This is a genomic window from Staphylococcus sp. HMSC14C01 (assembly GCF_001808085.1).
GTDB lineage: Bacteria > Bacillota > Bacilli > Staphylococcales > Staphylococcaceae > Staphylococcus > Staphylococcus hominis.
In genome coordinates this window covers 34,032-58,838 of record NZ_KV792022.1, presented here as the reverse complement: position 1 = coordinate 58,838, position 24,807 = coordinate 34,032, and the positions used below count along the sequence as shown (strand labels likewise).

The following is a 24,807-nucleotide window of genomic DNA, read 5'->3' as shown; positions in this document are numbered from 1 at the left end:
ATCTAGATACTTTATGTCCCGGACTCTTTTTATTAATACATAGTAAAAGTTAAAATAATATATATTACAAAAATAATAATAGATATAATATTTAAAATTGAAACACCTTTATAATCGTTTTTAAGTGCTTTAAAAGCTGTAACTTCTACATTTCCTACAAGAAGAAGCAATACAACAAATACCCACCAATTTTCACTAGGAAATTGGATCGTAATGATAGCTACTACAAATAATAATAATATTCCCATAATAATACGTAAAATATGTACGAACATTGATTTCATTTTAAAAATACTGATATAACTCACAATAAGATACAATATGGGTAATAAAATTAAGTATATTTTCACTTGATGACATCCTTTCTATTACGACTAATATCATAGCATTCATGAACTTTAATGCCTAGATATATTGAAAAATTATTTCTGACGTAATTTTGAACGTATATCTGAAATTTCTTTTTCAATTTCTTCTAATTGTTTTACTAAAGGATCAATCTGTTGATTTAGTGATTCTTTTTTCTCTAAATCATTTTGTAAACGAATATAATCGTATTTAAGCTCAGCTAATTGTGATTCTAAGTCCATGTCTAGTCGAACTCCTTATTTATTAATATGATTAGTAATGATTATAGCATGAAACAAGTAACTTCTAAAAATACTGTTAATTGTGTTAGAGTAATTAGTTGTAATGGAATATTAGGGAAGAAGGGATGAATTGTGACTGAGCAATTTATAATAATTATTTTGTTAATTGCATTAGGTTACTTACTTAAACGTATTAATTTTATTAAATCTGCAGATAGTCAAGTATTGTCTACGCTTGTATTGAATGTCACATTACCTTCTTTAGTTATTGTCAATTTAAATAGTGCGAATCTTGATTTATCATTTTCTATTTTACCAATTATGATGCTCATCTATGGCATATTAGCCAAAGTAATTATGGTTGCATTATTTAGAAAATATGATAATCATGTCAAGGGTTCAGTAGGTATGATGGCAGCGTCATTAAACATTGGTTTATTTGCTTATCCACTTGTAGAAACAATTTGGCCTAAAAATGGTATGATTTATTTTGGTATGGCCGATATCGGTGGGGCAATTATTATGTTTGGAGTCACTTACTTTGTAGGTAGTTATTACAGTGAAGGAAGCGATCAATTTAATTTCAAATTTTTAGGGAAAAAGTTAATTTCTTCAGTACCACTCGTTACTTATATTGTAATGTTTATACTTAATATGGCTAATATTCATTTACCAAAAGCTTCAATTGACTTTTTTACCATTATTTCTAAAGCAAACATGCCACTATCAATGATTTTACTTGGAATTATGTTGAGCTTCAGAATTGAAAAACAATTTTTACCAATTGCAGTGAAATATTTAATTGTCCATTACGGACTTGGATGTATTGCTGGTTTATTAGTCCACTTTTTCTTACCAACATCGGATGATATGATTAAAACAACGTTATTAATTACATGGTTACTTCCTGTGGGTGTGGCAATTATTCCATATTCAATTCAGTTTAAATATAAAACATTGCCATTAGTTGGAATGGTTACTAATATTTCTATTGTGATAAGTATTATTATTATATATATTTATCAAGCTATCTTTGTATAAAAACTATATATATGAAAAAAGCAAGCGATTTTTAATCATCGCTTGCTTTTTTACTTTATAGTATGATCACCCTTTTCCACCCATAAATGCAGGATAGTTCATCATACCACCATCAACATATAATGTTGTTCCATGAACATAACTAGCTAAATTAGAAGCTAAGAACAATGCACCGTTTGCTACATCTTTTGCATCACCGATTTCTCTAGCTGGAATCATTTCTAATGTTTCGGCACGTGTTTTTGGATCAGAGAATTTTTCTTTTGTATGCTCAGTCACAACGGCACCTGGAGAGATATTATTAATACGAATGCCATGTTGGGCATATTCCATTGACATTGTTTCCATCATTAACTTAAGACCGCCTTTACTTGCAGCATAGTTAACGTAATTTGGCCAAGGAATGGTATCATGCACGCTTGAAGTATTAATAATAATACCTTTCTTATCTTCTTTTAAAAATTGTTTTACCGCTTCACGTGAACCAATAAATGCACCAGTTAAGTTAATATCAAGAACTTTTTGCCATTCAGCCATAGACATTTCATGACTTGGAGTGGCTTTTTCAAAACCAGCATTATTAATCATGATATCAATTGTTCCAAATTCTTTAACAGCCGTTTCTACTAATCGTTTCACATCTTCTTCGACTGAAACATCGGCTTGCACCGTAATTGAGTCACCGCCAGATTTTTTGATTGTTTCTTGAAGGGCATCAAGTTCTTTCATATGACTTTCTGATCTATAATTTAAGACTACTTTCGCTTTTTCTTTACCAAAAACTTCCGCCATTGCTTTTCCTATGCCACTGCCAGAGCCAGTAATAACAACAACTTTATTTTCTAATTCAGAAAACATTGTATGACCTCCTCAATATACTTATTTTAAGTTTCCTAATATAATTGCTGCGATGATAATCAACGCAATACCTGACCAAATCCCAATCATTTGGCGTCGATCTTTTTTCTCACCTAATAAGAATATACCACCAAGAGTAGAAACTATAACTAATAATTGTGATAATGAGAAACTTGTTGCTACACCAACTTTAGGTTGAGAATAGAACATAAATAAGTTACCTATTCCCCAAACAATCCCTGGAATAATATTAAGTGTGGTAGATTTAATATTTGTTTCATGTCTCATTGAAAGTAAAAATCCACCAATAGCCATACCAACTGATTGGAAGAATAAGGCATCAGTACCATTTACGCCAAATATATTCCCGATTACTACATAACCTACATAACCTAATGTACCTACAACTAGAATCACCATTGCTTTACTAAAATTAGGATCTTTTGTAGAACGCTCATTTTTTCCTTTTAGTGATGTAAGGGCAATCCCTGTTACTAATAAAACCATTGCAATAAGTCCTAAAGTAACTTGTAATCCAGTACTCCATTCACCTAAAAAGATAGCACTAAATAAAGTTGTACCTACTAATTGTAAACCAGTAGAAATAGGCATTGTTTTAGATACGCCGACAAGGTTAACAGATTGTAATTGAGTTCCTTGACCGAATGCCCACATTGCACCAGAAATTAACCCTACAATGATGACAGTAGGGTTATCAAATTGTGCATGACCTGTAAGAAGTAAGATTAAACCAATAACCAATGTACCTAACGTTGTACCTCTAATTTGATTGTATGGACCTCCTCCTACAAATACATTGATTAATACGAGACTTCCCCAAAATAATGCAGGTAATAAGGCGATTAATATGTTAATAATCTGCATTTATTACTCACTCTCCTTTTCAAAAATAAGTGCTTTCCTTTCCATAACACTTGGTGAATATTTTATATTATTTGTGATTGATATAAAACGCAATTGCTCATTTTTTTATAAAATATAAAAGACTAATATTATAAAAATGTATAGCCTAAGTATTTTAGTAAGCTGAATTTAATATAGGGGTTTTACTTTAAATTAATAAGTTGAGATGGAAAGTAACACTATTGCTATACATGTTACAATATTAAACGTATGAAAATAAAAAGTAAGAATGCGAAAGGAAATTTGAATGAAATCATTAATTCTAGCGGAAAAACCCTCAGTAGCGAGAGATATTGCAGAAGCACTAAATATTAAAGAAAAACATAATGGATATATTGCAAATCAGCGCTATATAGTGACATGGGCTTTAGGTCATTTAGTAACAAATGCTCAACCAGAACATTATGACAAAACATATAAAGAATGGAAATTAGAAGATTTACCTATATTACCTAAGCAAATGCATACTGTGGTCATAGGGAAGACAAGTAAACAGTTTAAAATTGTAAAATCTTTAATATTAAATAAAGATGTGAAGGACATTATTATTGCTACAGATGCTGGGCGTGAAGGAGAGCTAGTAGCACGTCTCATCTTAGATAAAGTGAAAAATAAAAAGCCAATTAAACGTTTATGGATTAGTTCGGTGACTAAAAAAGCAATACAACAAGGCTTTAAACATTTAAAAGATGGACGTGAATATAATCACTTGTATCAAGCAGCTCTTGCACGAAGTGAAGCGGACTGGATAGTGGGTATTAATGCTACTAGAGCACTGACAACTAAATATGATGCTCAACTTTCATTAGGAAGAGTACAAACACCAACGATTCAACTGGTTTATCATCGACAACAAGAAATTAATCATTTTAAACCTCAAAAGTATTACACACTTTCTTTAAATGTAAATGACGCTATATTTGATATTCAAACGAATCAAAGATTTACTAATAAAGAAGAAATACAAAAATTATCTAAAAAAATAGAAGGACAATCAGGTCAGATTGAAGATGTTTCAATTAAGCAAAAAAAATCTTACGCAAAACCTTTATATAATTTAACTGATTTACAACAAGCATCATACCAGCGATTTAAAATGGGACCCAAAGAAACTTTAAATACCTTACAGAGTCTTTATGAACGTCATAAACTATTAACATATCCAAGAACAGATTCTAACTACTTGTCTAACGATATGACAGATACCATACAAGAACGTCTCCAAGCCTTATTAGCGACTGATTATAAATCACATGCTCGTCAGTTATTGACTAAGTCATTTACAACTAAGATGCATATTTTTAATAATCAAAAAGTGTCAGACCATCATGCGATTATCCCAACTGAAATTAGACCCAACTTTGATACATTAACTAACAGAGAAACAAAACTATATTTAATGGTTGCACAACGATTTTTAGAAACATTAATGGATCCTTATCAGTATGAAGCGACACAGGTTATTTTAAAAGTAGGAGAATATCAATTTAAACATGCCAAAAACGTCACACGTAAATTAGGATTTAAAGCACTTAGTAACAATGATTCAACTGCTAATAAGACTATCACTTTTAGCAAGGATGAGACCTATCATGTACAACAAGTCAAAGTAAGCGAACATGAAACAACACCTCCTGAATATTTCAATGAAGGTAGCTTACTTAAGGCGATGGAAAACCCACAAAATTATATTCAATTGAATGACAAAAAGTACGCTAATACCCTTCATAAGACGGGAGGAATTGGAACAGTAGCGACGCGTGCAGATATTATTGAAAAACTATTCAATATTAATGCAATAGAATCAAAAGATGGAAAATTAAAAGTGACATCTAAAGGAAAACAAATATTAGAGCTTTCTCCTAAAGCGCTGACTTCTCCTTTAATGACTGCAGAATGGGAAGAAAAATTACTTTCTATTGAGAAAGGTAAATATAACGCTAAACAATTTATTAATGAGATGAAAGATTTTACTAAAGAAATTGTTGGGCAAATCAAACATAGTGATCAAAAATATAAACATGATAATTTAACTTCTACTGAATGTCCCAATTGCGGTAAATTTATGATAAAAGTAAAAACTAAAAACGGTCAAATGCTAGTGTGTCAAGACCCTAGCTGTCACACTAAAAAGAATATTCAACGTAAAACGAATGCACGTTGTCCTAACTGTAAAAAGAAAATGACATTGTTTGGAAGAGGAAAAGAAGCGGTCTACCGATGTGTATGCGGTCATACTGAAACCCAAGCACAAATGGATCAACGATTGAAAAATAAAAATAATGGTAAAGTTTCTAAAAAAGATATGAAAAAATATATGAATAATCATGATGAATTGGATAATAATCCTTTTAAAGATGCATTAAAGAACTTAAAATTTTAACTAAAATCGAACTTATAATGAAATAAGTCGATAAAAGTTCGTTTTTAGTATTGTTTTTTTAAGTAAGTAATATTAAACTATTAAAGTATTTCAAAAAAAGGAGTTTAAAGCTGTGAAAAAATACTTCCAATTCGACGAGTATGGTACTAACTACAAAAGAGAAATCATCGGTGGTATCACAACTTTCTTATCAATGGCTTATATATTAGCCGTGAATCCTCAAGTCTTAAGTTTAGCAGGTGTTAAAGGTATATCTGGTGATATGAAAATGGATCAAGGTGCCATTTTTGTAGCGACAGCATTAGCAGCCTTTGTAGGATCTTTATTCATGGGACTGATTGCAAGATATCCGATTGCGCTTGCCCCAGGGATGGGGTTAAATGCGTTCTTTGCATTTACAGTTGTTTTAACAATGGGAATTCCTTGGCAAATCGGTTTAACAGGTGTGCTGTTTTCAGGTATATTCTTTGCGATATTAACAGCAACTGGATTGAGGGAAATAATTATTAATGCAATACCCTATGAAATGAAAATGGCGGTTTCGGCAGGTATAGGGCTATTTATTACTTTTGTAGGTTTACAAAGTGCAGGTATTATTGTAAAAAATGATTCAACGCTTGTAACATTAGGTCATTTAACTAAACCATCAGTACTTTTAGCTATATTTGGGATTGCTATAACAATCATTTTATATGCTAGAAAGGTTCCAGGTTCAATCTTTATTGGTATGATTATAACTGCAATTGTAGGGATGATTACGGGTCAAATTCATACACCATCAGGTATTGTAGGTAAAATTCCAAGTATTACACCTACATTTGGAGCAGCTTTTGAAGCATTTAAAGATCCAGGCCAATTATTTACAATCCAATTTCTTATTGTTATTTTAACGTTCTTCTTTATTGATTTCTTTGATACTGCAGGTACTTTAGTAGCAGTAGCAACCCAAGCAGGTATAATGAAAGACAATAAATTACCAAGGGCTGGAAGAGCATTATTTGCAGACTCGCTTGCTACAATTGTTGGAGCTATTTTTGGTACAACAACAACAACCTCTTATATTGAATCTACTTCTGGTGTTGCAGTAGGAGCACGTACAGGTTTTGCAAGTATCATAACTGGTTTTTGTTTCTTATTAGCATTATTCTTTAGTCCGCTAATCGAAGTCGTTACAAGTGCAGTAACAACACCAGCGTTAGTTGTAGTTGGTATTTTAATGGCGGCAAACTTTGCTGAAATTAATTGGAAAAAATTTGAAGTAGCAGTACCAGCATTCATTACAATCATTATGATGCCTTTATCATATTCAATTGCTACAGGTATTGCATGTGGGTTTATCTTCTATCCAATAACAATGTTAATTACTAAAAAACATAAAGAAGTTCATCCTATCATGTATGTATTAATGGTATTATTTATTTTATACTTCGTGTTTGTACACGGTTAGACATAAAAAGACACATTTAATTTTTGAATTAAATGTGTCTTTTTAATATTGAAATTATTAATTATTTTTATCATCTTTTTTGTATTGTGTATAAATAACTTTAGAATCTTTATTAGGAATGTAAGTTGGGGCGTTGAGTACAACAAATATAAAGAATACCATTAAGAAAAATAGTATCCAATGCGTAAACATACCAATAATAGGTAGAAAAGCAACAAATGATCCAATTAATCCAATAAATGGAATCATTGCCATTGGCTTAATTGTGTTTTGAGAATCTACTAATAGAATGATTCCTAAAATAAGATAAAGTAAAGCATTTAATAATAAAGGTTGCCAACCAAAGCCAAGAATAACTGAGCCTCCTAAAAAAGGAATACCATAGAAAAATTCACTAGCTATTAAGAAGATACTAATAATTGCTAAAGTAAGTTTCACATTTCTTTTCATTTATATTATATTCACCTCCGATAAAGTTCATGAATTTTAAAATAAATTAGCATTAAAAATGTATAGCTATAATTTCAAAATTCATTACTCTCTATATCTATTATAAAGGTTTATAGAAAAAAGGGAAAAAATTTACTCAAAATGGTTGAACTACATAAAAATTTCCAGTACAATACTTAAGTATGTGTTAGACGTAAATAAAAAAAGTTAAAGAAAAACCTTGATTTATCAGTGTTTTTCTTGTAACATATTTAATGTTGGACTTGAAGAAAGCGATGAAGCGAAAGGTTACTGACACACCCGGCCGCTTTGCCATGGCGTTGTGTGAGATAGTTTTCGTGGAGAAGTCTATCACTTCAATGTAGACGAACAAGGAGGGAAAATTATGGCAAAACAAAAAATCAGAATCAGATTAAAAGCTTATGATCACCGTGTAATTGATCAATCAGCAGAAAAGATTGTTGAAACTGCTAAACGTTCTGGTGCAGATGTATCTGGACCAATTCCGTTACCAACAGAAAAATCTGTTTATACAATTATTCGTGCGGTGCACAAGTATAAAGATTCTCGTGAACAATTCGAACAACGTACACACAAACGTTTAATCGACATTGTTAACCCAACACCAAAAACAGTTGATGCTTTAATGGGCTTAAACTTACCATCTGGTGTAGACATCGAAATTAAATTATAATAGATCAATTTAGGAGGTGGACTTTCGATGACCAAAGGAATCTTAGGAAGAAAAATTGGGATGACACAAGTATTCGGAGAAAACGGTGAATTAATCCCTGTTACAGTAGTAGAAGCAAATCAAAACGTAGTATTACAAAAGAAAACTGAAGAAGTTGATGGCTACAATGCTATCCAAGTAGGTTTTGCAGACAAACAAGCATATAAAAAAGATGCTAAATCAAATAAATATGCAAATAAACCAGCTGAAGGTCACGCTAAAAAAGCTGGCGCAGCACCTAAGCGCTTCATTCGTGAATTCAGAAACGTTAATGTTGATGAATACGAAGTAGGTCAAGAAGTCACAGTAGATACTTTTGAAGCTGGAGACATTATTGATGTTACAGGAACTTCAAAAGGTAAAGGTTTCCAAGGTGCAATTAAACGTCATGGTCAAGGTCGTGGACCAATGGCTCACGGTTCTCATTTCCACAGAGCACCAGGTTCAGTAGGTATGGCTTCAGATGCTTCAAGAGTATTTAAAGGTCAAAAAATGCCTGGACGTATGGGCGGTAACACAGTTACAGTTCAAAACTTAGAAGTTGTTCAAGTTGATACTGATAACAATGTTATTTTAGTAAAAGGTAATGTACCTGGACCTAAAAAAGGTTTTGTAGAAATTAAATCTTCAATTAAAAAAGGTAATAAATAATAAGTAGCGAAAGGAGGAAAAAGCATAATGGCTAATTATGATGTATTAAAAGTAGACGGATCAAAATCTGGTTCAGTTGAATTAAGCGATTCAGTTTTCGCAATCGAACCAAACAACAGTGTTCTTTTCGAAGCAATCAATTTACAACGTGCTTCTTTACGTCAAGGTACACACGCAGTGAAAAATCGTTCAGCTGTTCGTGGTGGTGGACGTAAACCATGGAGACAAAAAGGTACAGGACGTGCACGTCAAGGTACAATCCGTGCTCCACAATGGCGTGGTGGTGGTATCGTTTTCGGACCAACTCCAAGAAGCTATTCATACAAAATGCCTAAGAAAATGCGTCGTTTAGCATTACGTTCTGCATTATCTTTCAAAGTTCAAGAAAACAACTTTACAATCGTTGATACTTTTGGTTTTGATGCACCAAAAACAAAAGAATTTAAAAATGTTTTAACTACACTTGAACAACCTAAAAAAGTGTTAGTAGTAACAGAAAACGAAGATGTAAATGTTGAATTATCTGCACGTAATATTCCCGGCGTACAAGTAAGTACTGCTCAAGGATTAAACGTATTAGATATCACTAGCGCTGACAGTGTAATCATTACTGAATCAGCTGCGAAAAAAGTTGAGGAGGTGCTCGGATAATGGAAGCTAGAGATGTTCTTAAGCGCCCCGTAATCACTGAAAAATCTTCTGAAGCAATGGCTGAAGATAAATATACTTTTGACGTAGATACTCGTGCTAACAAAACTCAAGTTAAAATTGCAGTTGAAGAAATTTTCGACGTTAAAGTTGAAAGTGTAAATATCATCAACTACAAACCAAAGAAAAAACGTATGGGCCGTTATCAAGGCTATACAAATAAAAGAAGAAAAGCGATTGTAAAACTTAAAGAAGGTTCAATCGACTTATTCAACTAAAATAAAATAATATTACCATTAAGGAGGTAAGCGACAATGGCTCTTAAAAAGTATAAGCCAATTACAAATGGTCGTCGTAATATGACTACGTTAGACTTCGCTGAAATCACGAAGACTACACCTGAAAAGTCATTATTACAACCGCTACCGAAAAAAGCGGGTCGTAACAATCAAGGTAAATTAACAGTTCGTCACCATGGTGGAGGACATAAACGTCAATATCGTGTAATTGACTTCAAACGTAATAAAGACGGAATCACTGCTAAAGTTGATTCAATTCAATATGATCCAAACCGTTCAGCTAACATTGCTTTATTAGTATATGCTGATGGTGAAAAACGTTACATTATCGCACCAAAAGGATTACAAGTAGGCCAAACAGTTGAAAGTGGTGCTGAAGCAGATATCAAAGTTGGTAATGCTTTACCATTACAAAATATTCCAGTTGGTACTGTAATTCATAATATCGAATTAAAACCTGGTAAAGGTGGACAAATTGCTCGTTCAGCAGGTGCAAGTTCACAAGTACTTGGTAAAGAAGGTAAATATGTATTAATCAGATTACGTTCTGGTGAGGTACGTATGATTTTATCTACTTGCCGTGCTACAATCGGTCAAGTTGGTAACTTACAACATGAACTTGTTAACGCTGGTAAAGCTGGTCGTTCAAGATGGAAAGGTATCCGTCCAACAGTTCGTGGTTCTGTAATGAACCCTAACGATCACCCACACGGTGGTGGTGAAGGTCGTGCTCCTATCGGTAGACCATCTCCAATGTCACCATGGGGTAAACCAACGCTTGGTAAGAAAACACGTCGCGGTAAAAAATCATCTGATAAACTTATCGTTCGTGGACGTAAGAGAAAATAATAACAACTTATTTGAGTGTGCGGCTTAACAGCTGCACGCACACAATAAGAAGGGAGGCGCCCAAATGGCTCGTAGTATTAAAAAAGGACCTTTCGTTGATGATCATTTAATGAAAAAAGTAGAAGCTCAAGACGGAAGTGAAAAGAAACAAGTAATCAAAACATGGTCACGTCGTTCTACAATTTTCCCAAATTTCATCGGTCAGACTTTTGCAGTATATGATGGTCGTAAACATGTACCTGTTTATGTAACTGAAGATATGGTTGGTCACAAATTAGGTGAATTTGCTCCAACTCGTACATTTAAAGGACATGCAGCTGACGATAAAAAAACTAGTAGATAATAATATATATAAGTAGAGGAGGATATCCTAATGGAAGCAAAAGCGGTTGCTAGAACAATCAGAATCGCACCTCGTAAAGTAAGATTAGTTCTTGACTTAATTAGAGGTAAAAATGCTGGAGAAGCTATTGCTATTTTAAAATTAACAAATAAAGCTTCATCACCAGTAATTGAAAAAGTATTAATGTCCGCTTTAGCAAATGCTGAACATAACTATGACATGAATACAGATGAATTAGTTGTTAAAGAAGCATATGCAAATGAAGGACCAACTTTAAAACGTTTCCGTCCACGTGCACAAGGTCGTGCAAGTGCAATCAACAAACGTACAAGCCACATTACAATCGTCGTAAGTGACGGTAAAGAAGAAGCTAAAGAAGCTTAATAACTATTTAAGGAGGGAATACTGTGGGTCAAAAAATTAATCCTATCGGACTTCGTGTTGGAGTTATCCGTGATTGGGAAGCTAAATGGTACGCTGAAAAAGATTTCGCTTCTTTATTACACGAAGATTTAAGAATCCGTAAATTCATTGATAACGAATTAAAAGAAGCGTCAGTTTCTCACGTTGACATTGAACGTGCTGCTAACCGTATTAACATCGCAATCCACACTGGTAAACCTGGTATGGTAATTGGTAAAGGCGGTTCAGAAATTGAAAAACTTCGTAATAAATTAAATAACTTAACTGATAAAAAAGTACACATCAACGTTGTGGAAATTAAAAAAGTTGATATGGATGCTCGTTTAGTAGCAGAAAATATCGCACGTCAATTAGAAAATCGTGCTTCATTCCGTCGTGTACAAAAACAAGCTATTACAAGAGCTATGAAACTTGGTGCAAAAGGTATCAAAACTCAAGTATCAGGTCGTTTAGGCGGAGCTGACATCGCTCGTGCTGAACAATATTCAGAAGGAACTGTTCCACTTCATACTTTACGTGCTGACATTGATTATGCACATGCTGAAGCAGACACTACTTATGGTAAATTAGGTGTTAAAGTATGGATTTATCGTGGTGAAGTCCTTCCTACTAAGAATACTAGTGAAGGAGGAAAATAATAATGTTACTACCAAAACGTGTTAAATATCGTCGTCAACATCGTCCAAAAACAACTGGTCGTTCTAAAGGCGGTAACTTTGTAACATTTGGTGAGTATGGTTTACAAGCTACAACAACTTCTTGGATCACATCTCGTCAAATCGAATCTGCTCGTATCGCTATGACACGTTACATGAAACGTGGCGGGAAAGTTTGGATTAAAATCTTCCCACATACGCCTTACACTAAAAAACCTTTAGAAGTACGTATGGGTGCTGGTAAAGGTGCTGTTGAAGGCTGGATCGCAGTTGTAAAACCAGGTCGTATTTTATTTGAAATCGCTGGTGTATCTGAAGATGTAGCTCGTGAAGCATTACGTTTAGCAAGTCACAAACTTCCAGTAAAAACTAAGTTTGTAAAACGTGAAGAATTGGGTGGTGAAACAAATGAAAGCTAAGGAAATTAGAGACTTAACCACTTCAGAAATCGAAGAACAAATCAAATCTTCAAAAGAAGAGCTTTTTAACCTACGCTTTCAGTTAGCTACAGGTCAATTAGAAGAAACTGCACGTATTCGTACAGTTAGAAAAACAATTGCACGTCTAAAAACTGTTGCTCGTGAAAGAGAAATTGAACAAAGTAAAGCTAATCAATAAAGTATAAGAAAGAGGAGGTTACAAAAGTGAGTGAAAGAAACGATCGTAAAGTTTATGTAGGTAAAGTTGTTTCTGATAAAATGGACAAAACAATTACTGTACTTGTTGAAACTTACAAAACACACAAATTATACGGTAAACGAGTAAAATACTCTAAAAAATATAAAACTCATGATGAAAACAATTCAGCTAAATTAGGAGATATTGTTAGAATTCAAGAAACTCGTCCTTTATCAGCATCAAAACGTTTCCGTTTAGTAGAAATTGTTGAAGAATCAGTAATTATTTAATACAAGATTAGAGATAAGGGAGGTTTAACTAATGATCCAACAAGAAACGCGTTTAAAAGTAGCAGACAACTCTGGTGCTCGTGAAGTACTTACAATCAAAGTATTAGGTGGATCTGGTCGCAAAACAGCGAACATTGGCGATATCATCGTATGTACTGTTAAAAATGCAACACCAGGTGGCGTTGTTAAAAAAGGCGACGTTGTGAAAGCTGTTGTTGTTAGAACTAAATCAGGCGTACGTCGTAACGATGGTTCTTATATCAAATTTGATGAAAATGCATGTGTCATTATTCGTGATGACAAAGGCCCACGTGGTACTCGTATCTTTGGTCCTGTTGCTCGTGAATTACGTGAAGGTAACTTCATGAAAATCGTATCATTAGCACCAGAAGTACTATAATTTATTAAAACCATAATATTTAAGGAGGTGCCCACATGCATATCAAAAAAGGTGACAACGTTAAAGTTATCGCAGGTAAAGATAAAGGTAAAGAAGGTAAAGTAATCGCTACTGAACCTAAAAAAGACCGCGTCGTTGTGGAAGGTGTTAACGTTATTAAAAAACACCAAAAACCAACTCAATTAAATCCTGAAGGTGGAATCTTAGAAACAGAGGCAGCAATCCATGTTTCTAACGTACAATTATTAGATCCTAAAACAAATGAACCTACTCGTGTTGGTTACAAATTTGTAGATGGTAAAAAAGTTCGTATCGCTAAAAAATCTGGCGAAGAAATCAAATCTAATAATTAATAACTAGTTGAAAGGAGGATCCACTTTGAACCGTTTAAAAGAAAGATATAATACTGAAGTTACTCAAAACTTAGTTAAAAAATTCAACTATAGTTCAGTAATGGAAGTACCAAAAATCGAAAAAATCGTTGTAAATATGGGTGTTGGTGATGCAGTTCAAAACTCTAAAGTGTTAGATAATGCTGTTGAAGAGTTAGAATTAATCACTGGACAAAAACCATTAATCACTAAAGCTAAAAAATCAGTTGCAACATTCCGTTTACGTGAAGGTATGCCAATCGGTGCAAAAGTAACACTTCGCGGAGAAAGAATGTATGAATTCTTAGATAAATTAATCGCAGTTTCATTACCTCGTGTACGTGACTTCCAAGGTGTTTCTAAAACAGCTTTCGATGGTCGTGGTAACTACACTTTAGGAATTAAAGAACAATTAATTTTCCCAGAAATCGATTATGATAAAGTAAGTAAAGTAAGAGGAATGGATATTGTTATCGTAACAACTGCTAACACTGACGAGGAAGCTCGTGAATTGTTAACAAACTTCGGTATGCCATTTCGTAAATAATCTCTAAAAGGAGGCTAATTAAGTGGCTAAAACTTCTATGGTTGCTAAGCAACAGAAAAAACAAAAATATGCAGTACGTGAATATACTCGTTGTGAACGCTGTGGTCGTCCACATTCTGTATATCGTAAATTTAAATTATGCCGTATTTGTTTCCGTGAATTAGCTTATAAAGGCCAAATTCCTGGCGTACGTAAAGCTAGCTGGTAAGATAAAAGAGTTTGAAAGGAGGCAACAATAAATGACTATGACAGATCCAATCGCAGATATGCTTACTCGTGTAAGAAACGCAAACATGGTGCGTCACGAGAAATTAGAATTACCTGCATCAAATATTAAAAAACAAATTGCTGAAATCTTAAAAAATGAAGGTTTCATTAAAAACGTAGAATACGTTGAAGATGATAAACAAGGTGTTATTCGTTTATTCTTAAAATATGGTCAAAACAATGAACGTGTTATCACAGGATTAAAACGTATCTCAAAACCAGGTTTACGTGTATATGCTAAAGCGAACGAAGTGCCTAAAGTATTAAATGGTTTAGGTATCGCATTAGTTTCAACTTCTGAAGGTGTTATCACTGATAAAGAAGCTAGAAAACGTAACGTTGGTGGAGAAATCATCGCATACGTTTGGTAATAATAAATAAGGAGGTGCCATAACATGAGTCGTGTTGGTAAGAAAATTATTGACATCCCTAGTGACGTTACAGTAACTTTTGACGGACAAACAGCTACTGTAAAAGGTCCTAAAGGTGAATTAACTAGAACTTTTGATGAAAGAATGACTTTTAAACAAGATGAAAACACTCTAGAAGTTGTAAGACCTACTGATTCTAAAGAAGATAGAACAGTTCACGGTACAACTCGTGCGTTATTAAATAATATGGTACAAGGTGTTTCTCAAGGTTTTGTTAAAACTCTTGAACTTGTTGGTGTAGGTTACCGTGCTCAAATGCAAGGTAATGACTTAGTATTAAACGTTGGTTACTCTCATCCTGTTGAAATTAAAGCTGAAGATGGCATTACTTTCGCAGTAGAGAAAAATACAACTGTTACAGTATCTGGTGTATCTAAAGAACAAGTTGGAGCTATCGCTTCTAATATTCGTTCAGTAAGACCTCCAGAACCTTATAAAGGAAAAGGTATCCGTTACCAAGGTGAATATGTTCGCCGTAAAGAAGGTAAAACTGGTAAATAATAGATAACTCTCTAAAGAATGGAGTAATACAATGATCAGTAAAATTGATAAAAACAAAGTGCGTTTGAAAAGACATGCTCGTGTGCGTACTAAATTATCAGGTACAGCTGAAAAACCACGTTTAAATGTATACCGTTCAAACAAACATATTTATGCACAAATTATTGATGATGTTAAAGGTGAAACTTTAGTACAAGCTTCATCTCAAGATAAAGATATCGCTAGTGATTCTACTTCTAAAGTTGATTTATCAACTAAAGTTGGTGAAGTAATCGCTAAAAAAGCTTCAGATAAAGGTATCAAAGAAATCGTATTTGATCGTGGTGGCTATTTATATCATGGTCGCGTTAAAGCGTTAGCTGAAGCTGCGAGAGAAAACGGATTAGAATTTTAATTTAAAGGAGGGACAAATACATGGCTCGTAGAGAAGAAGAAACGAAAGAATTTGAAGAACGCGTTGTTACAATTAATCGTGTTGCTAAAGTTGTTAAAGGTGGACGTCGTTTCCGTTTCACTGCATTAGTAGTAGTAGGAGATAAAAATGGTCGTGTAGGTTTCGGTACTGGTAAAGCTCAAGAGGTACCAGAAGCTATTAAAAAAGCTGTAGAAGCAGCTAAAAAAGATTTAGTAGTAGTTCCACGTGTAGAAGGAACAACTCCTCACACTATCACTGGCCGTTATGGTTCTGGTAGCGTATTTATGAAACCAGCTGCACCTGGTACAGGAGTTATCGCTGGTGGTCCAGTACGTGCCGTATTAGAATTAGCAGGTATCACTGATATCTTAAGTAAATCATTAGGTTCAAATACACCTATCAACATGGTACGTGCGACATTAAATGGTTTACAAAACCTTAAAAACGCTGAAGATGTTGCGAAATTACGTGGCAAATCAGTAGAAGAATTATATAATTAAGGAGGGAAAATAAATAATGGCTAAATTACAAATTACCCTCACTCGTAGTGTTATTGGTCGTCCTGAAACACAACGTAAAACTGTTGAAGCGTTAGGTCTTAAAAAGACTAATAGTTCAGTAGTTGTTGAAGATAACCCTGCAATTCGTGGGCAAATCAACAAAGTTAAACACTTATTAACAGTTGAAGAAAAATAATTAAGGAGGTGCCTAAATAATGAAATTACATGAGTTAAAATCAGCTGAAGGTTCACGTCGTGTACGTAATCGTGTAGGTCGTGGTGCTGGTACAGGTAATGGTAAAACTAGTGGTCGCGGTCAAAAAGGTCAAAAAGCACGTTCAGGTGGTAGCGTAAGACCAGGATTTGAAGGTGGACAATTACCTTTATTCCGTCGTTTACCAAAACGAGGTTTCACTAACATTAATCGTAAAGAATATGCTATTGTTAACTTAGACCAACTTAATCAATTTGAAGATGGTACTGAAGTAACTCCAGCTTTATTAGTTGAAACTGGTGTGGTTAAGAATGAAAAATCTGGTATTAAAGTACTAGGTAATGGTTCACTTGATAAAAAATTGACAGTGAAAGCTCACAAATTCTCAGCTTCAGCGGTTGAAGCTATCGATGCTAAAGGTGGAGCACACGAGGTGATCTAATGTTTCAAACGTTTATGAGCTTCTTTAAAACTAAAGAAGTTCGAAACAAGATTTTCTTCACATTAGCAATGTTAGTAATATTCAAAATAGGAACTTATATTCCGGCTCCTGGAGTTAATCCTGAGCCTTTTGAACAGCAAGGTTCTGATCAAGGTGTCGCTGCTCTTCTTAATACGTTTGGTGGCGGAGCCTTAAAGAACTTTTCTATCTTTGCTATGGGTATAATGCCGTACATCACTGCTTCTATCGTAATGCAATTATTACAAATGGACATTGTCCCTAAATTTACTGAATGGGCTAAACAAGGTGAAGTAGGTAAAAGAAAGCTTAGCAATGTAACACGTTATTTCGCTATCATATTGGCATTTATACAGTCAATTGGTATGGCATTTCAATTTAATAACTATTTAGGCGGTAAATTGATTATTCATCAATCTGTCATGAGTTATTTATTGATTGCTGTAGTTTTAACAACTGGAACTGCATTTTTAATTTGGCTTGGTGATCAAATTACACAATTTGGTGTAGGTAATGGTATTTCAATCATTATCTTTGCAGGTATTTTATCAACGTTGCCATCATCAATTATCCAATTTGTGCAACAAGCATTTGTTGGTAATGACGATACAACGTTAGCATGGTTAAAAGTCATCGGTTTAATTGTTGGATTAATTTTATTAACAATTGGAGCGATTTATGTATTGGAAGCGAAACGTAAAATTCCAATTCAGTATGCTAAAAAACAATCTGCACAACGTTTAGGATCACAAGCAACATATCTACCTTTAAAAGTAAACTCTGCAGGGGTTATTCCAGTCATCTTTGCGATGGCATTCTTCTTATTGCCAAGAACATTAACATTGTTCTTCCCTAAAGCTGATTGGGCGCAAAGTATTGCAGAATATGCTAACCCTTCAAACACTTATGGTATGATTGTTTATGTTATATTAATTATTGCATTTGCATATTTCTATGCCTTTGTTCAAGTTAATCCTGAAAAAATGGCTGACAACTTGAAAAAACAAGGTAGTTATGTACCAGGAATTAGACCTGGGGAACAAACAAAAAAATATATTACTAAAGTACTTTATCGCTTAACTTTTGTAGGCTCTATTTTCTTAGCAGTTATTGCTATTCTTCCAATTATAGCGACAAAATTTATGAATTTACCTCAATCAATTCAAATTGGTGGTACAAGTTTATTAATCGTTATTGGTGTAGCAATTGAAACTATGAAATCACTTGAAGCACAAGTGAGTCAAAAAGAATATAAAGGCTTTGGTGGTAGATAATTTGTAGGAGGGCAATTTATGAATATCATTTTAATGGGTTTACCTGGAGCTGGTAAAGGTACTCAAGCGAGTGAAATTGTTAAGAAATTCCCAATACCACATATATCTACTGGTGACATGTTCAGAAAAGCGATTAAAGATGAAACTGATTTAGGAAAAGAAGCTAAATCATACATGGATCGTGGAGAATTAGTCCCTGATGAAGTTACTGTAGGTATCGTTAAAGAAAGAATTTCTGAAGACGATGCAAAAAAAGGTTTCTTATTAGATGGATTCCCTAGAACAATTGAGCAAGCTGAGGCATTAAACAATATTATGTCTGAGCTTGACAGAAATATTGATGCTGTTATCAATATTGAAGTTCCTGAGGAAGAGCTAATGAATCGTCTTACAGGTCGTCGTATCTGTGAGAAATGTGGTACAACTTATCATCTTGTATTTAATCCTCCAAAGGTTGATGGTGTTTGTGATATCGATGGTGGAAAACTTTATCAACGTAAAGATGATAATCCAGAAACAGTATCTAATCGTTTAAGCGTTAATGTTAAACAATCTAAGCCAATTTTAGAGTATTACGATGAAAAAGGCGTATTGAAAAACATTGATGGTGCGAAAGATATTGACGAAGTAACCAAAGATGTCATTGATATCTTAGATCAATTAAAATAGATCAACTAATGTGCGATCTAGATTTATGTGAACTTTGATTAGGTTTCTCTGGCAAGAATTTATTTTTTGAGTGTCGTATGACGATCATAATTCCCGCATTTTGTTAAACTTATAATAACTATTCACTATATTAGATTCGTATCGTTGAAGTTGTCTATTGACGATTACCTTACTATTGTAAAAAGGGGGAAGTTAATCAATGGCGAAACAAGATGTAATAGAATTAGAAGGTACAGTACTTGATACTTTACCAAATGCTATGTTTAAAGTAGAATTAGAAAATGGTCATGAAATTTTAGCACATGTAAGTGGTAAAATTAGAATGAATTATATTCGTATTCTACCTGGCGACAAAGTAACAGTAGAAATGTCTCCGTATGATTTATCACGCGGTAGAATTACGTATCGTTATAAATAATCGTCACTCCATAATATAGGGAGGTATAAAAATGAAAGTAAGACCATCAGTAAAACCTATTTGCGAAAAATGTAAAGTCATTAAACGTAAAGGTAAAGTTATGGTAATTTGTGACAATCCTAAGCACAAACAAAGACAAGGTTAATAAAAGAGAGGTGTAAAAATATATGGCACGTATTGCAGGAGTAGATATTCCACGTGAAAAACGCGTAGTTATTTCATTAACTTACGTATATGGTATCGGTACTTCAACAGCTAAAAAAATTGTTGAAGAAGCTAACGTATCAGCTGATACACGTGTAAAAGATTTAACAGATGACGAATTAGGTCGTATCCGTGAAGTAGTTGACGGTTATAAAGTAGAAGGTGACTTACGCCGTGAACAAAACTTAAACATTAAACGTTTAATGGAAATTTCATCATACCGTGGTATTCGCCACCGTCGTGGTTTACCAGTTCGTGGTCAAAAAACTAAAAACAATGCTCGTACTCGTAAAGGCCCAGTTAAAACTGTAGCTAATAAGAAAAAATAATAGGTAAAGGAGGCAAAATATAAATGGCACGTAAACAAGTATCTCGTAAACGTAGAGTTAAAAAGAATATTGAAAATGGTGTAGCACACATCCGTTCAACATTCAACAATACAATCGTAACTATCACTGATGAATTTGGTAATGCTTTATCTTGGTCATCAGCTGGTGCATTAGGTTTCAAAGGATCAAAAAAATCAACACCATTCGCTGCTCAAATGGCATCTGAAACTGCTTCAAAATCAGCAATGGAACATGGTTTGAAAACTGTTGAAGTAACAGTAAAAGGACCTGGACCAGGTCGTGAATCAGCTATTCGTGCATTACAATCAGCTGGTTTAGAAGTAACAGCAATCAGAGACGTTACTCCAGTACCTCACAACGGTTGTCGTCCACCAAAACGTCGTCGCGTATAATTTTTATTGATTGTTATTGTTACAAATCACTGAGCGAAACAATTTTAAAATTAATTCGACGTTATTAAGGAGGATTTTGTAAATGATAGAAATTGAAAAACCTAGAATTGAGACAATTGAAATTAGTGAAGATGCTAAATTCGGTAAGTTCGTTGTTGAACCACTTGAACGTGGCTACGGTACTACACTAGGAAACTCCTTACGTCGTATCCTACTATCTTCATTACCAGGTGCAGCCGTTAAGTACATCGAAATTGAAGGTGTTTTACACGAATTTTCAGCTATAGACAATGTTGTTGAAGATGTTTCTACAATTATTATGAACATCAAAAAATTAGCATTAAAAATCTATTCTGAAGAAGATAAAACATTAGAAATTGATGTGAGAGATGAAGGCGAAGTAACAGCAAGTGATATTACTCACGATAGTGATGTTGAAGTTCTAAACCCAGAACTTAAAATTGCAACAGTGTCTAAAGGTGGACATTTAAAAATTCGTCTTGTTGCTAATAAGGGTAGAGGTTACGCATTAGCAGAACAAAATAATACTAGTGATTTACCAATTGGTGTAATTCCTGTAGATTCACTATATTCACCTGTTGAACGTGTAAACTATACAGTTGAAAATACACGTGTAGGTCAAAGTAGTGATTTTGATAAATTAACTTTAGATGTTTGGACTAATGGTTCAATTACTCCACAAGAGTCTGTTTCATTAGCTGCTAAAATTATGACTGAACATTTAAATATTTTCGTTGGTCTTACAGATGAAGCGCAAAATGCTGAAATCATGATTGAAAAAGAAGAAGACCAAAAAGAAAAAGTACTTGAAATGTCTATCGAAGAATTAGACTTATCAGTACGTTCATACAACTGTTTAAAACGTGCAGGCATCAATTCTGTTCAAGAATTAGCGGACAAGTCTGAAGCTGATATGATGAAAGTGCGTAATTTAGGTCGTAAATCTCTTGAAGAAGTTAAATATAAATTAGAAGATTTAGGATTAGGTTTAAGAAAAGAAGATTAATAAGTTAAAGGAGGTTAACTCATGGGTTACAGAAAATTAGGTCGTACTTCTGATCAACGTAAAGCTATGTTACGTGACTTAGCTACATCACTTATCGTAAGTGAGCGTATTGAAACTACAGAAGCTCGTGCAAAAGAAGTTCGTAGTGTTGTTGAGAAATTAATCACTTTAGGTAAAAAAGGTGACTTAGCATCTCGTCGTAATGCTGCTAAAACATTACGTAATGTTGAAATCTTAAATGAAGATGAAACTACACAAACTGCACTTCAAAAATTATTTGGTGAAATTGCTGAACGTTATGCAGAACGTCAAGGTGGATACACTCGTATTCTTAAAGTAGGTCCTCGTCGTGGTGACGGTGCTGAATCAGTTATCATCGAATTAGTAGATTAATTTTATATATAAATACACTAACTACTTGTATTTAAAGCAAATGAGTGCAACGATAATGTTTGCCACATACAAATATTGTCTAGCTCAGAGTACCCCATCAACTAAATACTAATATAAAGCGTGAACTCAACTAAAATGTGATGGGGTGCGCGCTTTTTTAATTTTAATGAATCTATAATGATTAAAAAGAGTCGTGCTTTTGAGGCATGACTCTTTTTATATATGAAAGACGTTTACTCATGTACATCTAGTTTTTATTCATGTAAACTAATGTAGTAACTATTAATAAAGGAGGAAGGCTGTGAAAACTGATAATAACAATATCATCGAACTTAAACATGTACATTTTCAATATCAAAAAGATGCGGCCTTCACTTTAGAAGATGTGTCATTTAATATACCAAAACATCAATGGACATCCATTGTAGGACATAATGGTTCGGGGAAATCTACAATTGCAAAACTTATAGTTGGAATAGAACAAGCAACTGAAGGAGAAATTTTTTATAACAATCATTTAGTTACGCCTGATTATTTAAGAGAGGTTAGACGCCATATTGGTATTGTCTTTCAAAATCCAGAAAATCAATTTGTAGGTTCAATTGTGGAATATGATGTAGCTTTTGGACTCGAGAATCACGCAGTATCTCATGACAAAATGAAAGCAATCGTCATTCAATCTTTAGATAATGTAGATATGAAAGAATATATGGAATATGAACCACATTCTTTATCGGGAGGCCAAAAGCAACGCGTGGCTATTGCAGGAGTCTTAGCACTAAGTCCAGATGTCATCATTCTTGATGAAGCAACCTCTATGTTAGATCCCCAAGGTAAACAGTCTTTACTTTCATTAATTAGACAAGTTAAACAAGAGAAAAATTTAACGATTATTTCTATTACTCATGATTTAAGTGAAGCGTTAGAAAGCGACCATGTCGTCATTATGAATAAAGGCAAAGTTTACAAAGAAGGCAAGCCAAATTTTATTTTTTTAAATACACAGTATTTAGTAGAGATTGGCTTAGATTTACCATTTGCAATGAAAATGAATCAAAAGCTAGGCTTTAAAGATGAATTCACTACATATGAAGGGCTGGTTGATAAATTATGACCATTCAATTTAATCATGTTTCATACATTTATCAAAAAGGCACTCCTTATGAATATCAAGCCTTAAATGATATCAATCTCAAAATTGAGCAAGGTAAATACTATGCGATTGTTGGTCAAACAGGAAGTGGTAAATCCACACTCATTCAACATTTTAATGGGCTATTAAAACCAACAAAAGGTAGTATTACTTTTGATAATAAGGAGATTACTCATAAAACAAAAGACAAGCATCTACGAGAATTAAGACAACAAGTAGGTTTGGTTTTTCAATTTCCTGAATCACAATTGTTTGAAGATAGTGTGGAAAGAGAAGTGGCATTTGGTCCTAAAAATTTTAAGATGAATGTGGAACAAGTTAAGTCATATGCGTATCAGTTACTCTTAGATTTAGGTTTTGATCATCATATTATGGAACAATCGCCATTTGAAATGTCAGGTGGTCAGATGCGTAAAATTGCATTAGTTTCTATCCTTGCAATGAAACCGAATATAATTATTCTTGATGAGCCTACTGCTGGACTTGACCCAAAAAGTCGTCAGCAAGTGATGGAATTAATAAAATCAATTCAGGTCAATCATCATAAAACTGTCATATTAGTGTCACACGATATGAATGATGTGGCACGATATGCAGAAGAAATCATTGTAATGAGACAAGGGAAAGTAATAGAACAGTGCTCTCCTAAATCATTATTCAGACAACACGAAAAACTGAAAGATTGGCATATTGCATTGCCTGATGTAGTACAACTGCAATATGATGTTGAAGATAAATATCAAACCATGTTTAATGATATTGCCTTAAATGAAGATGAGTTTGTAACGTTGTATCAGGAGTGGCAAGAACATGAAAAATAAACTTATTATAGGACGTTATTTACCTAATAACTCTGTAATACATCGTCTTGATCCTAGAGCAAAGTTGATTTTTGTATTTGTATTTATTATTTTTATCTTTTTTGCTCATTCTTTTGCTACATTTGCTTGGGTAATATTATTAATTCTATGTTTTATGAAAATGGCTAAAATTCAATTTTGGTTTTTAATTAAAGGATTAACACCGATATTTTTCTTCTTAATCTTTACGTTTTTAATGCACATTTTCTTTACTCACGGTGGGACTACGCTATTAGAAATAGGTTTTATTAAAATTGATAGTACAGGGGTATTAGAAGGTATTTTTATTTCTTTAAGATTAATAACAATTGTTATGGTTGCAACAATTATGACATTATCAACAAGTCCAATTGACTTGACTGATGCTTTTGAAAAGTTAATGGCCCCATTGAAACTATTTAAAATTCCTGTGCATCAATTAAGTATGATTATGTCAATTGCTTTAAGGTTTATTCCAACATTGATGGATGAATTAGATAAAATTATTCTTGCTCAAAAATCAAGAGGTTCTGAAATCAGTTCGGGTAGTTTAATGACAAGAATTAAAGCTTTCATTCCATTAATGATACCGCTATTTATTTCTGCCTTTCAAAGAGCTGATGAATTAGCAATTGCAATGGAAGTTAGAGGATATGATGCTAATGTACAACGTACAAGTTATCGTAAGTTGTCATGGCATAAGAGAGATACTTTGAGTCTATTCAGTCTGATACCTATTGGAATGATATTATTTATATTAAAATATATGGGAGTGTAAG

40 protein-coding genes are annotated in these 24,807 nt (G+C 33.5%); 35 read left to right on the top strand and 5 right to left on the bottom strand.

Annotation, left to right across the window (positions count from 1 at the left end):
- Positions 1 to 32 precede the first annotated feature (32 nt).
- Together mspA and HMPREF3131_RS11155 are read right to left on the bottom strand one after the other, a co-directional pair.
- Positions 33 to 350, bottom strand: coding sequence for a membrane stabilizing protein MspA (gene mspA / locus HMPREF3131_RS03600; protein WP_070436463.1), 318 nt, complete (start codon positions 348 to 350; stop codon positions 33 to 35).
- A 72-nt stretch (positions 351 to 422) separates the two neighbouring features.
- Positions 423 to 590 carry an SE1832 family protein gene (locus HMPREF3131_RS11155; protein WP_017174852.1) on the bottom strand — a complete coding sequence of 56 codons (168 nt, stop codon included), beginning with the start codon at positions 588 to 590 and terminating at the stop codon, positions 423 to 425.
- A 132-nt stretch (positions 591 to 722) separates the two neighbouring features.
- Here HMPREF3131_RS11155 and HMPREF3131_RS03595 point away from each other — a divergent pair, with 132 nt between their 5' ends.
- Positions 723 to 1,631, top strand: coding sequence for an AEC family transporter (locus HMPREF3131_RS03595; RefSeq protein WP_017174851.1), 909 nt, complete (start codon positions 723 to 725; stop codon positions 1,629 to 1,631).
- 66 nt (positions 1,632 to 1,697) lie between these two features.
- On the opposite strand, the gene HMPREF3131_RS03590 is transcribed toward HMPREF3131_RS03595, so the two are convergent.
- Both HMPREF3131_RS03590 and HMPREF3131_RS03585 read right to left on the bottom strand, forming a co-directional pair.
- Complete coding sequence (locus HMPREF3131_RS03590; RefSeq protein ID WP_019834801.1) at positions 1,698 to 2,489, bottom strand: glucose 1-dehydrogenase; 792 nt, start codon at positions 2,487 to 2,489, stop codon at positions 1,698 to 1,700.
- Between the two features lie 21 nt (positions 2,490 to 2,510).
- Positions 2,511 to 3,374, bottom strand: a complete 864-nt coding sequence (locus HMPREF3131_RS03585) for a GRP family sugar transporter (protein WP_017174849.1) — start codon at positions 3,372 to 3,374, stop codon at positions 2,511 to 2,513.
- 286 nt (positions 3,375 to 3,660) lie between these two features.
- Between HMPREF3131_RS03585 and HMPREF3131_RS03580 the strand changes: the two genes are divergently transcribed.
- Both HMPREF3131_RS03580 and HMPREF3131_RS03575 read left to right on the top strand, forming a co-directional pair.
- Positions 3,661 to 5,796, top strand: coding sequence for a DNA topoisomerase III (locus HMPREF3131_RS03580; RefSeq protein WP_070436462.1), 2,136 nt, complete (start codon positions 3,661 to 3,663; stop codon positions 5,794 to 5,796).
- Positions 5,797 to 5,908: 112 nt separating this feature from the next.
- The gene (locus HMPREF3131_RS03575) at positions 5,909 to 7,243 is read left to right on the top strand and encodes an NCS2 family permease (protein ID WP_002448576.1); all 1,335 of its coding nucleotides are present in this window, start codon (positions 5,909 to 5,911) and stop codon (positions 7,241 to 7,243) included.
- 57 nt (positions 7,244 to 7,300) lie between these two features.
- Here HMPREF3131_RS03575 and HMPREF3131_RS03570 read toward each other — a convergent pair whose 3' ends face one another.
- The gene (locus HMPREF3131_RS03570) at positions 7,301 to 7,693 is read right to left on the bottom strand and encodes a hypothetical protein (protein ID WP_017174846.1); all 393 of its coding nucleotides are present in this window, start codon (positions 7,691 to 7,693) and stop codon (positions 7,301 to 7,303) included.
- 385 nt (positions 7,694 to 8,078) lie between these two features.
- On the opposite strand from HMPREF3131_RS03570, the gene rpsJ reads away from it, so the two are divergent.
- From rpsJ to HMPREF3131_RS03410, 32 genes are all read left to right on the top strand, one after another.
- Positions 8,079 to 8,387, top strand: a complete 309-nt coding sequence (gene rpsJ, locus HMPREF3131_RS03565; RefSeq protein WP_001118667.1) for a 30S ribosomal protein S10 — start codon at positions 8,079 to 8,081, stop codon at positions 8,385 to 8,387.
- A 27-nt stretch (positions 8,388 to 8,414) separates the two neighbouring features.
- Positions 8,415 to 9,077 carry a 50S ribosomal protein L3 gene (gene rplC, locus HMPREF3131_RS03560; RefSeq protein ID WP_002448523.1) on the top strand — a complete coding sequence of 221 codons (663 nt, stop codon included), beginning with the start codon at positions 8,415 to 8,417 and terminating at the stop codon, positions 9,075 to 9,077.
- Between the two features lie 27 nt (positions 9,078 to 9,104).
- The gene (rplD, locus tag HMPREF3131_RS03555; protein ID WP_002448327.1) at positions 9,105 to 9,728 is read left to right on the top strand and encodes a 50S ribosomal protein L4; all 624 of its coding nucleotides are present in this window, start codon (positions 9,105 to 9,107) and stop codon (positions 9,726 to 9,728) included.
- Complete coding sequence (gene rplW, locus HMPREF3131_RS03550; protein ID WP_002448403.1) at positions 9,728 to 10,003, top strand: 50S ribosomal protein L23; 276 nt, start codon at positions 9,728 to 9,730, stop codon at positions 10,001 to 10,003. The genes rplD and rplW overlap by 1 nt, the downstream gene beginning before the upstream one ends.
- A gap of 36 nt (positions 10,004 to 10,039) precedes the next feature.
- A complete protein-coding gene (gene rplB, locus HMPREF3131_RS03545; protein ID WP_002448473.1) occupies positions 10,040 to 10,873 on the top strand; it encodes a 50S ribosomal protein L2 in 834 nt (277 codons plus the stop codon).
- Between the two features lie 64 nt (positions 10,874 to 10,937).
- The gene (rpsS, locus tag HMPREF3131_RS03540; protein WP_070436461.1) at positions 10,938 to 11,216 is read left to right on the top strand and encodes a 30S ribosomal protein S19; all 279 of its coding nucleotides are present in this window, start codon (positions 10,938 to 10,940) and stop codon (positions 11,214 to 11,216) included.
- A gap of 30 nt (positions 11,217 to 11,246) precedes the next feature.
- Positions 11,247 to 11,600, top strand: coding sequence for a 50S ribosomal protein L22 (gene rplV, locus HMPREF3131_RS03535; protein WP_001829734.1), 354 nt, complete (start codon positions 11,247 to 11,249; stop codon positions 11,598 to 11,600).
- Positions 11,601 to 11,623: 23 nt separating this feature from the next.
- Positions 11,624 to 12,277, top strand: a complete 654-nt coding sequence (rpsC, locus tag HMPREF3131_RS03530) for a 30S ribosomal protein S3 (protein ID WP_017174845.1) — start codon at positions 11,624 to 11,626, stop codon at positions 12,275 to 12,277.
- A 2-nt stretch (positions 12,278 to 12,279) separates the two neighbouring features.
- Positions 12,280 to 12,714 carry a 50S ribosomal protein L16 gene (rplP, locus tag HMPREF3131_RS03525; protein ID WP_002448374.1) on the top strand — a complete coding sequence of 145 codons (435 nt, stop codon included), beginning with the start codon at positions 12,280 to 12,282 and terminating at the stop codon, positions 12,712 to 12,714.
- Positions 12,704 to 12,913: a 50S ribosomal protein L29 gene (gene rpmC / locus HMPREF3131_RS03520; protein WP_000644737.1), complete on the top strand. Its 210-nt coding sequence runs from the start codon at positions 12,704 to 12,706 to the stop codon at positions 12,911 to 12,913. The genes rplP and rpmC overlap by 11 nt, the downstream gene beginning before the upstream one ends.
- A gap of 26 nt (positions 12,914 to 12,939) precedes the next feature.
- Entirely contained in the window at positions 12,940 to 13,203 is a 264-nt protein-coding gene (rpsQ, locus tag HMPREF3131_RS03515) for a 30S ribosomal protein S17 (protein WP_002448443.1), read from the top strand.
- 31 nt (positions 13,204 to 13,234) lie between these two features.
- On the top strand, positions 13,235 to 13,603 hold the full coding sequence (rplN, locus tag HMPREF3131_RS03510) for a 50S ribosomal protein L14 (protein ID WP_002432661.1): 369 nt from the start codon (positions 13,235 to 13,237) through the stop codon (positions 13,601 to 13,603).
- 35 nt (positions 13,604 to 13,638) lie between these two features.
- Positions 13,639 to 13,956: a 50S ribosomal protein L24 gene (gene rplX / locus HMPREF3131_RS03505; RefSeq protein ID WP_002448459.1), complete on the top strand. Its 318-nt coding sequence runs from the start codon at positions 13,639 to 13,641 to the stop codon at positions 13,954 to 13,956.
- A 25-nt stretch (positions 13,957 to 13,981) separates the two neighbouring features.
- The gene (rplE, locus tag HMPREF3131_RS03500; protein ID WP_002448593.1) at positions 13,982 to 14,521 is read left to right on the top strand and encodes a 50S ribosomal protein L5; all 540 of its coding nucleotides are present in this window, start codon (positions 13,982 to 13,984) and stop codon (positions 14,519 to 14,521) included.
- Positions 14,522 to 14,543: 22 nt separating this feature from the next.
- Entirely contained in the window at positions 14,544 to 14,729 is a 186-nt protein-coding gene (locus HMPREF3131_RS03495; protein WP_001140799.1) for a type Z 30S ribosomal protein S14, read from the top strand.
- A gap of 31 nt (positions 14,730 to 14,760) precedes the next feature.
- A complete protein-coding gene (gene rpsH / locus HMPREF3131_RS03490; protein ID WP_002448514.1) occupies positions 14,761 to 15,159 on the top strand; it encodes a 30S ribosomal protein S8 in 399 nt (132 codons plus the stop codon).
- Between the two features lie 24 nt (positions 15,160 to 15,183).
- Positions 15,184 to 15,720 carry a 50S ribosomal protein L6 gene (rplF, locus tag HMPREF3131_RS03485; protein WP_002448579.1) on the top strand — a complete coding sequence of 179 codons (537 nt, stop codon included), beginning with the start codon at positions 15,184 to 15,186 and terminating at the stop codon, positions 15,718 to 15,720.
- Between the two features lie 31 nt (positions 15,721 to 15,751).
- On the top strand, positions 15,752 to 16,114 hold the full coding sequence (rplR, locus tag HMPREF3131_RS03480; protein WP_017174843.1) for a 50S ribosomal protein L18: 363 nt from the start codon (positions 15,752 to 15,754) through the stop codon (positions 16,112 to 16,114).
- Positions 16,115 to 16,134: 20 nt separating this feature from the next.
- The gene (gene rpsE, locus HMPREF3131_RS03475; RefSeq protein ID WP_002448405.1) at positions 16,135 to 16,635 is read left to right on the top strand and encodes a 30S ribosomal protein S5; all 501 of its coding nucleotides are present in this window, start codon (positions 16,135 to 16,137) and stop codon (positions 16,633 to 16,635) included.
- A 16-nt stretch (positions 16,636 to 16,651) separates the two neighbouring features.
- Positions 16,652 to 16,831, top strand: a complete 180-nt coding sequence (gene rpmD, locus HMPREF3131_RS03470) for a 50S ribosomal protein L30 (protein ID WP_001096576.1) — start codon at positions 16,652 to 16,654, stop codon at positions 16,829 to 16,831.
- Positions 16,832 to 16,850: 19 nt separating this feature from the next.
- Complete coding sequence (gene rplO / locus HMPREF3131_RS03465; protein WP_017174842.1) at positions 16,851 to 17,291, top strand: 50S ribosomal protein L15; 441 nt, start codon at positions 16,851 to 16,853, stop codon at positions 17,289 to 17,291.
- Complete coding sequence (gene secY, locus HMPREF3131_RS03460; RefSeq protein ID WP_017174841.1) at positions 17,291 to 18,583, top strand: preprotein translocase subunit SecY; 1,293 nt, start codon at positions 17,291 to 17,293, stop codon at positions 18,581 to 18,583. The genes rplO and secY overlap by 1 nt, the downstream gene beginning before the upstream one ends.
- A gap of 18 nt (positions 18,584 to 18,601) precedes the next feature.
- The gene (locus HMPREF3131_RS03455; RefSeq protein WP_002448556.1) at positions 18,602 to 19,252 is read left to right on the top strand and encodes an adenylate kinase; all 651 of its coding nucleotides are present in this window, start codon (positions 18,602 to 18,604) and stop codon (positions 19,250 to 19,252) included.
- A gap of 199 nt (positions 19,253 to 19,451) precedes the next feature.
- On the top strand, positions 19,452 to 19,670 hold the full coding sequence (gene infA / locus HMPREF3131_RS03450; protein ID WP_001829792.1) for a translation initiation factor IF-1: 219 nt from the start codon (positions 19,452 to 19,454) through the stop codon (positions 19,668 to 19,670).
- A 31-nt stretch (positions 19,671 to 19,701) separates the two neighbouring features.
- Positions 19,702 to 19,815 carry a 50S ribosomal protein L36 gene (gene rpmJ, locus HMPREF3131_RS03445; RefSeq protein ID WP_001829709.1) on the top strand — a complete coding sequence of 38 codons (114 nt, stop codon included), beginning with the start codon at positions 19,702 to 19,704 and terminating at the stop codon, positions 19,813 to 19,815.
- Between the two features lie 22 nt (positions 19,816 to 19,837).
- Positions 19,838 to 20,203, top strand: a complete 366-nt coding sequence (gene rpsM, locus HMPREF3131_RS03440) for a 30S ribosomal protein S13 (RefSeq protein ID WP_002448629.1) — start codon at positions 19,838 to 19,840, stop codon at positions 20,201 to 20,203.
- 23 nt (positions 20,204 to 20,226) lie between these two features.
- Entirely contained in the window at positions 20,227 to 20,616 is a 390-nt protein-coding gene (rpsK, locus tag HMPREF3131_RS03435; RefSeq protein ID WP_000101625.1) for a 30S ribosomal protein S11, read from the top strand.
- An 82-nt stretch (positions 20,617 to 20,698) separates the two neighbouring features.
- Positions 20,699 to 21,643 carry a DNA-directed RNA polymerase subunit alpha gene (locus HMPREF3131_RS03430; RefSeq protein ID WP_002448356.1) on the top strand — a complete coding sequence of 315 codons (945 nt, stop codon included), beginning with the start codon at positions 20,699 to 20,701 and terminating at the stop codon, positions 21,641 to 21,643.
- 21 nt (positions 21,644 to 21,664) lie between these two features.
- Positions 21,665 to 22,036 carry a 50S ribosomal protein L17 gene (rplQ, locus tag HMPREF3131_RS03425; protein ID WP_002448491.1) on the top strand — a complete coding sequence of 124 codons (372 nt, stop codon included), beginning with the start codon at positions 21,665 to 21,667 and terminating at the stop codon, positions 22,034 to 22,036.
- Positions 22,037 to 22,337: 301 nt separating this feature from the next.
- Positions 22,338 to 23,150, top strand: a complete 813-nt coding sequence (locus tag HMPREF3131_RS03420; protein WP_048762077.1) for an energy-coupling factor transporter ATPase — start codon at positions 22,338 to 22,340, stop codon at positions 23,148 to 23,150.
- Complete coding sequence (locus HMPREF3131_RS03415; RefSeq protein WP_019835776.1) at positions 23,147 to 24,010, top strand: energy-coupling factor transporter ATPase; 864 nt, start codon at positions 23,147 to 23,149, stop codon at positions 24,008 to 24,010. The genes HMPREF3131_RS03420 and HMPREF3131_RS03415 overlap by 4 nt, the downstream gene beginning before the upstream one ends.
- Positions 24,000 to 24,806, top strand: coding sequence for an energy-coupling factor transporter transmembrane component T family protein (locus HMPREF3131_RS03410; protein ID WP_070436460.1), 807 nt, complete (start codon positions 24,000 to 24,002; stop codon positions 24,804 to 24,806). Before HMPREF3131_RS03415 ends, HMPREF3131_RS03410 begins: the two co-directional genes overlap by 11 nt.
- Position 24,807: the final 1 nt, after the last annotated feature.